Below are 9,541 nucleotides of genomic sequence, written 5' to 3'. Positions count from 1 at the left end.
GTTTCCCATCCCACACACCAATTTCTAAAAAAACCCACACACCCCGCCCCCCCCCCCCCCCCCGGGGGGGGGGGGGGGGGGCCGCCCCCCCCCCCCCCCCCCCGCCTTGCGCTGTTATTGGTTGGTTCCGCCACCGGATGCGTTGCGCAGTTCGTCCTTCAGGATCTCGAAGTGCCTGGCTGCGATCGATCCGGCGGCCAGGAACAGGCCTCCCATGAACAACGCCAGGTGAAGGCAGGTGCTCAGCGCCCGGACAGTCCCTGCGCCCGGCAACATGGTGTCGTAGTACCAGCCGGCGATCGGGTCTCCCAACAGGGCGTAGGCCACGCCCGACAGGAGCATCACAAGCCCCAGCCGGAACATTGCTTGGGAGCTCGGGAGCCTGGGCATGTGGTTCCCGCCTGTCCGGGGTCGGCAAGGGCGGCATCGCACATGCGGGAATCCGCCGTCGCTGCCGGTGCCCAGGGCGGGAAGTCAATCATCGGAGGGCCCGGACCGCGGGGCTGCCGCCGCCACGCACCCCGGCTACGGCTTCCTCGGCGGAGCGCACCACGAAAGATCCCGCCATCAGGAACCGGCCGCCAAGGAAGGTGCCTTGCTGAAGCAGCGAGAAAAGCCCTCCCAGCATCGTGATTCCGGTGTTGTAGAAGCTGAACCGGGTGATCGCCCAGCCCATCAGCGGCGTCAGGACGACATGGAAGAGCACCCCGACGATCCCCAGGAGCACTCCCAGCCGGAACATCGTCCTCGAGCTCATGGGATGGGGCATGTCCGGCTCCTTGCGCGATGCGCCGGGGCTCCTGCCGCCGGGCGTCCGGCGGGAAAGCGCGCCCTGGGCGCGGTCGCCGGTTCCCCCGAGCCCAATGGGGTTGCCCGGGAACTCAGGCGTTTGCATCAAACGTCATCAAACCGTGTTTTATGTGCCCATTCCGATGGCCGGGCCGAGCAGTGCGTAACCGACGAACCCGGCGATGTCCAGCAAGGCGTGGGCGATCACCAGCGGCATGACCCTGCCCTTCCTTGCGTACAACCAGCCAAAAACGATCCCCATGGCGACGTTGCCGATGAACGGGCCGATCCCCTGGTACAGGTGGTAGCTGCCGCGCAGCACGGCACTGGCGCAAATGATCTGCCACTTGCCCCAGCCCAGGCGCCCCAGGCGCTCAAAGAAGTATCCGACGACGATGACTTCCTCCAGGATGCCGTGGCGGATCGCGGAGAAGACCAGCACCGGAACCGTCCACCAGTAGTCGTCCAGCGCCGCCGGCACGATGATGGTGGTCAGCCCCAGGGCCCGGCCGACCGCATAGACGCCCAGGGTTCCGAGCCCCATGGCCAGAAACAGTCCGGATGCCCACCCCAGGTCACGCAACGGCCTGGCCGCATCGAAGCCGAGCCGGGCAAAGGGATTGCCTCCCGGAATCCTCCAGAGCAGGTAGAAGACCAGCATCACCGGCACCAGCGCAAAGAAGATGTCCAGCAACTGGTAGGTCAAGTCGAAGTACTGGCGCTGGTTCAGCGAGTTGTTCAACGAGGTGGTCTGCGAGCCCAGCGGCGCCCGCGTCATCTTGTCGATGAGGTTCACAATCGAGTAGATGCCCGATTGCCCCAGGGACAGCCCCAGGACAATCAGCAGCTCGACTTTCAGCCCGCGGCGGGTTCCCGGCTCGGGGCCGGTGCGCCCCAGGGACTCGCTGGATGCGGTGTTCTCCGACGCTTTTGGGCTCATGCCTTCGATCCTACGTGCTGGGCCTGTGTACCCACATACCCGCTGACCTGCAAGGATGGGAGGGTGAGTAGAGAAGCGCTGCCCCGTGAATTTGAGCTGGCCAACGCCCTGTTCCCGGGTCCGGATTGGAAATCCGGGAACGTCGACGAAGGAGGCCAGTTCCACCTGGTGCTGGTGGCCCCCGGCGAGGCGGTGATGCGCATGAGCCGCACGCCCGGCGCCGCGCGGGAGATGCAACGATGCGTGGACCTCATCGAGGCGCTCTCGGGCCGGTTCACCTTCCTGCTGCCCACCGCCCTGAGCGAGGTGTGGCACGGCGCGGGGTTCTCCGCCGTCGTCCAGCGCTATGTCCCGGGCGCCGCGCATCCCCCGCACACTGGCGATCCGGCCGCGCTGCGCGCGGTGCTGGAGGAACTTGCCGCCGTGGACCTCGGGCCGATCGCCCACCTGCTGGCGCCGCCGTTTTCCTTCCGCGGACCATGGACCGGGCAGAAGGCCGACGCGGCACTGGCGGCGCTGCCCGCCGATCTGGCCGGGGCTGCCCGGCGGGTCCTGGACACCATCGGGGATTTTGCCTCGGTGCCCGCCTCGTTGGTCCACGGGGATCTGGCCGGGCACAACATGCGCTGGAGCGAGGGCACACTGCACGGAATCATCGACTGGGACCTGGCCTCCGCCTGGGATCCGGCGCTGAACACCGCCTACTTGTCCATGTGGCATGGAGCGGATTTCATCGACGTCATCGCCCCGGGCCCGGACGCGGCGTGGCGGGCCCGGATCTGGCTGGGCGCCATGGCCCTGGAGAGTGTGTATGACGCATCCCTGAATCCCGGGCGGGATCTGGCCGCGCTGGTGGAAAAGATCGGGCCGCGCCTGCTGGCCGCGGCCGAGGCTACGCGTGCCTAGCGCAGGTTCTGCCTCGGGTCGGCAACGATGACCGGGCCCGAAGAGTTTGGACGCTTAAACAGTGAAGCCCCGGCACCTGGAATCTGAAGCGATTCCTGGTGCCGGGGCCCACCCCCAGGCTGCGGCCCAGCTGCGAGGCAGCTAAGCCGAAGTAAGGATGCTTAGGACAACGCGGCGATTGCTGCGTCGTAGTTCGGTTCGGTGCTGATTTCCGGAACCACCTCGTGGTGCAGGACCACGCCGTTCTCGTCAAGAACCACCACGGCGCGGGCAAGCAGGCCACGCAGCGGTCCGTCGGCCTGGGTCAGGCCGAATTTCGTGCCGAAGTCGGAGCGGAAGCTCGAGGCCGGAACAACGTTCTCGAGGCCTTCGGCACCGCAGAAGCGGCCCAGGGCGAACGGCAGGTCGGCCGAGGCGCACACAACGGCGGTGTTCTCCAGGCCGGCGGCCAACTCGTTGAACTTGCGGACCGAGGAGGCGCAGACACCGGTGTCGATCGACGGGAAGACGTTGAGCACGACGCGCTTGCCGCGCAGCTCGCCGCTGTTTACCTCGCCGAGATCGGCTCCGGTGAAAGCGAAGTCGGGAGCGGTTGCGCCAACGGCGGGCAGCTCGCCAACGGTTTGGACAGGGGTACCTTTGAGTGCAGTAATAGCCATGCTCCCTGTTTATCACGAGCGCGACCGGCATCACTAAAAAATTCGCTGGCGGCGTCCGACATCACGTCAGGAGCGTAATATCCGCTTCGCTGGGGAAGCCCCAGTCTCAGGTTGCAGAACGGCGATCAGGCGTTCAAGGATGGTTCCCGCTTCCCGGCGCACCCAATCACTGGCCAATTCGGCCCATGTCCCCACGGGATGATCTTCACACCCCAAGAACGATCCCTCGAGACCTTCATTCGCGAGTCATGCACAACTCATGCGTTTCCTGCAGGCCTGCTTCCCGAACTGCCGACCCCGAGTCCCTGCCCACCGCCAAGGCATCGGCTCGGAACACCGCTAAATACTCCGGCCTCCGGGCGAGCTTGCACGTCACTGACCCCGGGCGGTTTCGGGACTATCGAAGGCCCGCCCCAGCCAGGTAGTCAACGATGATGCCAGTGAACATGTCATCCGGCGTCTCGGGTTCGTGCCCTCCAGCGAGCGCGCCGGCGAGCCTCGGGTAATTGCCTGACCAAACCGCCTCTGAGAGGTACTCCAGTCGATCATTCGCTGCACCGTTGTCCGACCCGGAATTTCCGGGTTGGGACAGCTCATTTTGCACGAATGCGGAGGTGAGCGCCGTCAGCATGGCCACGGTTTGAAGCTTGGAGGGGCCCGGCATGTCGATCGACTCCATTGCGGACAGGGCGCGTTCCAGGTAGCGGAGGGTGCTGGGTCCCATTGACGGCCGGGTCGGCAGCAGCGCGGCCAGCCACGGGTGCCGGTGCATGATGCTCCGGCCTTGCCGGGCCAGGGCAAGCAGCTGGTCCCTCGGTGTTTCGCCGGAAGGACCAAGGTCGTATTCACCACTCACGGTGTCGACCATGAGTTCGACGAGCTCATCGTGGGATCGCAGGTACCTGTAGAGGGACGCAGGGCCGGTCCCCATGTCCCGGGCCACTCTCCGTACAGACACCGCCGCCAATCCGTCCCGGTCGGCGATGTCGATCGCCGCGGCGGCAATCTGCCCTCGGGAGTGTTGCGGTTTCGGCCCGACGCCGGAACGCTCCGGCCTTCGCCAAATATCAATGGGGTCGCGAGCAGTCATTCTTGTTCCGCCTTTCCTTCGGTCACCGGCGTTGGGTCCTGCAACCACTTCACTATATCCTTGATTGCGAACACCGTTCGCAATCAATAGGAGTGAGGATCCCCCATGCGCGTACTCATGGTTACCCCCGGCACCCGGGGCGATGTCGCCCCGATGGCAGGACTAGGCAGCAGGCTCCAGTCCGCCGGGTTCGACGTCGCAATCGCGGCCAACGCCGCCCATGCCCCGTTGATCACCGCGGTCGGGTGCGAGCATCGCGAACTGCCCGGAGACATGAGCAGCCTGGTCAATCCTGCGGCCCCCGGAAAAAGGGCGTCGGCAACGGACCTGTTGCGGTACATGCGCGAACTCGGTGAATACATGGAGCTGGCCGCGACAGGTACGGTGGCCGCGGCAGAGCGCGGTGCCGACGTGATACTGGCCAATTCGGTCGCGCCCTATGCCTACGACGTAGCCGAGGCCCTGGGCATCCCCGCCATTGGCGCACACCTGCAGCCAATCGAGCCCAGCTCCGCCTACCCGCCCGTGGCATTGGGGACCGCCCGCAGCCTGGGCCCGGTCGGAAACAAGCTGCTTGGCTCCCTGGTGTCCGCCGGCAGGGCGCCCTACGACCTCCCGAGCGCACGCATCCGCCAGTCCCTCGGGCTGGCGAAAAAATCACGGGCCGGCAGCGAACGGCTCCGCCGAAAAACCAACCGTCCCATACTCCACGGATTCAGCCCCACCGTGTTTCCAGCACCGTCGGACTGGCGATCAGGACTAGTGGTGACCGGCTACTGGTGGCCGGAAACCGATCCGGCTTGGCGCCCGTCCACCGAGCTGCTCGAATTCCTCGCCGACGGACCGCCCCCGGTCTTCATCGGTTTTGGCAGCAGCGAGGCCATGGACGCCGAATTCATGCTCGACACGATTCGCCGCGCCGGCGTCCGAGCGGTGTTGCAGGGTGCGGAAGGCATCACCGGTCCCAATGTCCTGGGCATCGGAGAGGTTCCCCACGAATGGCTGTTCCCGCAGATGGCGGCGGTGATCCACCACGCCGGAGCGGGGACCACTGCGGCCGGGTTGCGCGCCGGGGTCCCAACCGTCAGCGTCCCGATCTACACCGACCAGCCATTCTGGGCCGCCCGGATCACGTCCCTCGGCGCGGGCCCCCAACCGGTCCCCTACAAACTCCTCACCACCGAACGGCTGGCCACCGCCATCAAGCAGGCCACCACAACGCCGGCCTATGCCGCCAAGGCACGCCAAGTCGCCGCGGCGCTCGCCACGGAAGACGGGACCGCCCCGGTGGTTTCCGCGCTTCACGATGCCGGCCGGAGGATGTAAAACATACGGACACCGAATGCACCGTCGGGTTCCGTCGCCAGCGTTTCCAACCACACGGGGAGTGCACTGCCCGTGATCCGGGGTTCCCCAGGCAAGCCCCGGGGAATCCCTCCGCCACTTGCCTAGATCTGCCCCGCAACCAGCTTCCCGGCCCGGAACACCGGGCCCGAAAGGTTCATCCCCGGCCGGTAGGCCAGGTGCGCCACCGCCGGTGCGTTGAGCAACTGGATGTCCGCGCGCTTGCCCACTTCCAGGGTGCCGACCTGATCCTGCACGCCCAGGGCGAGCGCCCCGCCGTAGGTCGCGGCGATGACCGCTTCCTCGATGCTTAGCTTCATCTGCAACACGGCCGTGGCCACGCAGAAAGACATCGAGGAGGTATAGGAGGTGCCCGGGTTGCAGTTCGAGGCCAGCGCGATCTGCACGCCCGCATCGATCAGTTCCCGCCCCGGGGCCAACGGCTGCCGGGTGGAAAGGTCACAGGCCGGCAGGCAGGTCGCCACAGTCCCGGCGACACCGCGGCGGGTGGCCGGATCCCAGCCCTGCCAGGAGCCGGCCAGCGCCGCCACGTCCTGCTCGTCCAGATAATTCACGTGGTCCACGCTGGAAGCGCCAAACTCCACGGCCAACCGGGTTCCGGGACCGGGGCCCAGCTGGTTCCCGTGCACGCGCAGACCCAGCCCGGCGTCCCGCGCCGCGGCGAGCACCTGGCGGGACTGGGCCTCGTTGAAGGCCCCGCGTTCGCAGAAGACGTCGGCAAACTGGGCGTAGGGGCGGACCCGCTCGAGCATTTCGCCGCAGACCAGGTCCGTGTATTCCTGCGCGTCCATCCCCGCGGGCACCAGGTGGGCGCCCAGGAACGTCACCTGGTCCACCACGGTGGAGGCGATGCGGGCGTGCCGCGTTTCCTCCTCCACGGACAGGCCGTAGCCGGTCTTGGTCTCGAGGTAGGTGGTGCCCCCGGCCAGGGCCTCGGCGGCCCGGCCCATGACCAGCCGGGTGAGGTCGTAGTCGCTGGCCGCCCGCGTGGCCGCGGTGGTCACGGCGATGCCGCCGGCGGCGTAGTCCTGCCCGGCCATGCGGGCGACGAATTCGCGGCTGCGGTCCCCGGCGAAGACCAGGTGGCTGTGCGAGTCGACCCAGCCCGGCAGCGCCGCCCGGTATCCGGCGTCGATGACGGTGTCGGCCTGAGGGGCGTCGACTCCCTTCCCGATCCAGGCGATCTTCTCCCCGTCGATGAGGATCGCCGCGTCGGTGACAAGCGTGGCGGCGGCATCGGAGGTGAAGGCCTCGGACAGGTTGGTGATCAAGGTGGTGGTCATGAAAACTCCGGGTATCTCTCGAAGAAGGCTTGATAGAGGTCGGCCGGGTCGCCCAGCCTGGTGTGGATGCCGTTGCGGGCCACCAATTGGCCGTTGATGCGGACCTCGAGAACATCCGCGGCGGTGGCGGTGAGCGGGAGCTGGGCGGCGCGCGATCCGGAGGTCCGCAGGCTGTCGGTGCGCACTTGAAGGTGGTCGTCGTTCTCCGCCAGGCCCAGCGAGCGCAGGCCCCCGGCCCGGGCCGCGGCGGAGATCTCCGCCGGCGAGAAGCGCCCGCGCCGACCGCTGCGCAGCCGCTCGCCGTGTTCCAGGGCGCGCTGCTCCAGGTAGGGGTCCAGCACCGCGTGCTGGTCGCTGCCCAGGGCGATGACCGCCCCGGCGTCGGCCAGTTCACGGGCCGGGCCGATGCCGTCGCCCAAATCCGCCTCGGTGCTCGGGCACATCACGATGCCCGCGCGCGCCGCACCGAGCGCGGCGATATCCGCCCCGGACAGGTGCGTGGCATGCACCGCGGAAAGCCGTTGCGCCAGCAGGCCGGAGCGTTCCAGCAGCCCGGTGGGGCTCAGCCCATAGGCCGCCTGGCAGGATTCGTTCTCCGCCGGCTGCTCGCTCAGGTGCACATGCAGCGGCAGTGCCGGATCCAGTCCGGCGGCGATCTGTTCCAGGGCCGCGGGCGGGACGGCACGCACCGAGTGGATGGCCGCACCCAGGGACACCAGCCCCTCCCCCGCGTCGACGTCGGCCAGCGCCGTGGCCAGCGATCCGTGGCGTTCCAGCCAGCCGGCGACATCGCCGTCGGAGAAACGCTGCTGGGTCTTGTTGAGGCCCAGCACGGTGCCGGAGGCATCCAGCCCGCCCTGCAGGTAGCAGGTGTCCAGCAGCACCAGGCGGATCCCCGCGGTCTTCGCCGCACGGGCCAGCGCAAGCTCCATCGCGTGCTCATGGTCCCCCGCATAGGGGGCGCCGTCGACGTCGTGGTGCAGGTAGTGGAATTCGCCCACGGCGCTCCACCCGGAAACCACCATCTCGGCGAACACGGCGGTGGCCAGCTGCTGGTATCCGGCAGGGTCCAGTCCGGCCGCGGCCTCGTACATCTGCTCGCGCCAGGTCCAGAAGTTCCCGGCCCCGCCGTCCGCCCCCTGGTGGGTACGCCCGCGCAGGATCCGGTGGAAGGCGTGCGAGTGTGCATTGACCGGGGCCGGGACCCGGACGGTTTTCGGGCTCACAGCAGGTCCTCCAGGGCGTCGGCCAGCGCCAGCACGCCGGCGGCGGCGTCGTCGTCCTCAACGTATTCCTCCGGCGAGTGGCTGATGCCGGAGGGGTTGCGCACGTAGAGCATTCCCGAGGGGACCAAGGCGGCCAGCACCCCGGCGTCGTGGCCGGCGCCGGTGGGCAGCAGCGGGGCCCCGGGCACCAGGCGGCGCACCGAGTTGGACAGCGATCGGGTCAGCCCGGAATCGAAGTGCACGGTGTTCGAGAAGGATTCCTCGGTGAGGTTCACCGCGCAGCCCTCGAAGGCCGCGAGCTTCTGCGCCCGCCCGTGGATCTTCTCCACCAGCATCGCGGTCACCGCGTCATCCGGGTGGCGCACATCCAGCCACATGTCCACGCGGGAGGCGATCACATTGGTGCCTCCGGGCACCGGCTCCAGCCGGCCCACGGTGGCCCGGGCGTTGTCCTGCGCGGCGGCGATGGTGCGCACCGCCACGATGGTCTGTGCCGCGGCGATCATCGGGTCGGAGCGGTCGGCCATGAGCGTGGTGCCGGCGTGGTTTCCCTGGCCGGAGAAGGACAGGCGCCAACGGCCGTGGCCCAGGATGGAGTCCCCCACCGCGATGGCCGGGCCGCGCCCGGCGGCATCGGTGTGCTCCTCGGAGTTCAGGCCCTTGCCCTGCTCCACGTGCAGTTCGATGAAGTCCCCGATCCGGGCCAGCGCCGCGTCGTCCCGGCCCATGCGCGCCGGGTCCAGTCCGTGGGCGGCCGCGACGTCGGCGAAGGTGTTGCCGGCTTCATCGCGCAGGTTCAGCGCGCGCACCGGGTCGATGGCGCCGGTGAGCAGGCGCGAGCCCAGGCAGGCCACGCCGAAGCGCGAGCCCTCCTCCTCGGGGAACACCGTGATGGCCAGGGCGCGGTTGCGCACCAGGGAGCCGGCCCGCTCGCGCTTGGCGAGCTCGTCGTAGGCGGCCAGCGCGCTGGCCACGCCCAGCGGGCCGTCGAACGCCCCGCCGCCGGGCACCGAGTCCAGGTGGGACCCGGTGACCAAGGCGCCGCGGCGCGAGGCCTCGTCCCTGGCCAATCCGGGCATATCCCACCAGGCCCAGATGATGCCGTTGGCATCGGTGGAGACCTCCAGGGACCGGCCGGTGGCCTCGGCGATGAACCATTCGCGCAGCGTGGTTTCGGCGGCCGAATACACGGGGCGCGAGTAGCCGCCGCGCTTGGCGTCGCGGCCGATGTCTTCGATGGCCCCCAACAGGGAGTTGACGGTTTGGGTGTGCACGTTCGTGTT

At 68.4% G+C, this 9,541-nt stretch carries 10 protein-coding genes; 2 read left to right on the top strand and 8 right to left on the bottom strand.

The genetic code is table 11. From position 1 onward, the window contains the following. Positions 1-114 precede the first annotated feature (114 nt). The 3 genes from J2T21_RS03055 to J2T21_RS03045 all read right to left on the bottom strand — a co-directional run bounded on the left by J2T21_RS03055 (position 115) and on the right by J2T21_RS03045 (position 1,729). Positions 115-390, bottom strand: a complete 276-nt coding sequence (locus J2T21_RS03055) for a hypothetical protein (protein WP_307578300.1) — start codon at positions 388-390, stop codon at positions 115-117. Positions 391-478: 88 nt separating this feature from the next. Continuing rightward, positions 479-769, bottom strand: a complete 291-nt coding sequence (locus tag J2T21_RS03050; protein WP_307578298.1) for a hypothetical protein — start codon at positions 767-769, stop codon at positions 479-481. Between the two features lie 147 nt (positions 770-916). Further along, positions 917-1,729, bottom strand: a complete 813-nt coding sequence (locus J2T21_RS03045; RefSeq protein ID WP_307578296.1) for a CPBP family intramembrane glutamic endopeptidase — start codon at positions 1,727-1,729, stop codon at positions 917-919. Between the two features lie 63 nt (positions 1,730-1,792). Here J2T21_RS03045 and J2T21_RS03040 point away from each other — a divergent pair, with 63 nt between their 5' ends. Then, positions 1,793-2,635 (top strand): phosphotransferase family protein, encoded by an 843-nt coding sequence (locus tag J2T21_RS03040; protein ID WP_307578294.1) that lies wholly within the window; start codon positions 1,793-1,795, stop codon positions 2,633-2,635. Between the two features lie 161 nt (positions 2,636-2,796). On the opposite strand, the gene tpx is transcribed toward J2T21_RS03040, so the two are convergent. Further along, positions 2,797-3,294, bottom strand: a complete 498-nt coding sequence (tpx, locus tag J2T21_RS03035; protein ID WP_307578292.1) for a thiol peroxidase — start codon at positions 3,292-3,294, stop codon at positions 2,797-2,799. Positions 3,295-3,691: 397 nt separating this feature from the next. Further along, a complete protein-coding gene (locus J2T21_RS03030; protein ID WP_307578290.1) occupies positions 3,692-4,384 on the bottom strand; it encodes a TetR/AcrR family transcriptional regulator in 693 nt (230 codons plus the stop codon). A 105-nt stretch (positions 4,385-4,489) separates the two neighbouring features. Between J2T21_RS03030 and J2T21_RS03025 the strand changes: the two genes are divergently transcribed. Then, on the top strand, positions 4,490-5,710 hold the full coding sequence (locus J2T21_RS03025; RefSeq protein WP_307578288.1) for a glycosyltransferase: 1,221 nt from the start codon (positions 4,490-4,492) through the stop codon (positions 5,708-5,710). 122 nt (positions 5,711-5,832) lie between these two features. Here the strand turns inward: J2T21_RS03025 and hutI are convergent, their stop codons facing one another. The 3 genes from hutI to J2T21_RS03010 are packed head-to-tail and all read right to left on the bottom strand — an operon-like array spanning position 5,833 to position 9,532. Then, positions 5,833-7,032: an imidazolonepropionase gene (gene hutI, locus J2T21_RS03020; RefSeq protein ID WP_307578286.1), complete on the bottom strand. Its 1,200-nt coding sequence runs from the start codon at positions 7,030-7,032 to the stop codon at positions 5,833-5,835. Further along, on the bottom strand, positions 7,029-8,258 hold the full coding sequence (locus tag J2T21_RS03015; protein WP_307578284.1) for a formimidoylglutamate deiminase: 1,230 nt from the start codon (positions 8,256-8,258) through the stop codon (positions 7,029-7,031). Before J2T21_RS03015 ends, hutI begins: the two co-directional genes overlap by 4 nt. Continuing rightward, positions 8,255-9,532 carry an allantoate amidohydrolase gene (locus J2T21_RS03010; protein ID WP_307578282.1) on the bottom strand — a complete coding sequence of 426 codons (1,278 nt, stop codon included), beginning with the start codon at positions 9,530-9,532 and terminating at the stop codon, positions 8,255-8,257. The genes J2T21_RS03015 and J2T21_RS03010 overlap by 4 nt, the downstream gene beginning before the upstream one ends. Between the last annotated feature and the right edge of the window lie 9 nt (positions 9,533-9,541).

Source organism: Paeniglutamicibacter psychrophenolicus, assembly GCF_030812255.1.
GTDB lineage: Bacteria > Actinomycetota > Actinomycetes > Actinomycetales > Micrococcaceae > Paeniglutamicibacter > Paeniglutamicibacter psychrophenolicus_A.
The sequence above is the reverse complement of the archived record's forward strand: the minus strand, read 5'-3'. Positions and strand labels throughout refer to the sequence as shown.

Excerpts from the sequence above, each read along its gene's own strand:
- J2T21_RS03030 (WP_307578290.1), bottom strand. The coding sequence starts at position 4,384 with ATGACTGCTCGCGACCCCATTGATATTTGGCGAAGGCCGGAGCGTTCC.
- J2T21_RS03045 (WP_307578296.1), bottom strand. The coding sequence starts at position 1,729 with ATGAGCCCAAAAGCGTCGGAGAACACCGCATCCAGCGAGTCCCTGGGG.
- hutI (WP_307578286.1), bottom strand. The coding sequence starts at position 7,032 with ATGACCACCACCTTGATCACCAACCTGTCCGAGGCCTTCACCTCCGAT.
- J2T21_RS03050 (WP_307578298.1), bottom strand. The coding sequence starts at position 769 with ATGCCCCATCCCATGAGCTCGAGGACGATGTTCCGGCTGGGAGTGCTC.
- J2T21_RS03025 (WP_307578288.1), top strand. The coding sequence starts at position 4,490 with ATGCGCGTACTCATGGTTACCCCCGGCACCCGGGGCGATGTCGCCCCG.
- J2T21_RS03055 (WP_307578300.1), bottom strand. The coding sequence starts at position 390 with ATGCCCAGGCTCCCGAGCTCCCAAGCAATGTTCCGGCTGGGGCTTGTG.
- tpx (WP_307578292.1), bottom strand. The coding sequence starts at position 3,294 with ATGGCTATTACTGCACTCAAAGGTACCCCTGTCCAAACCGTTGGCGAG.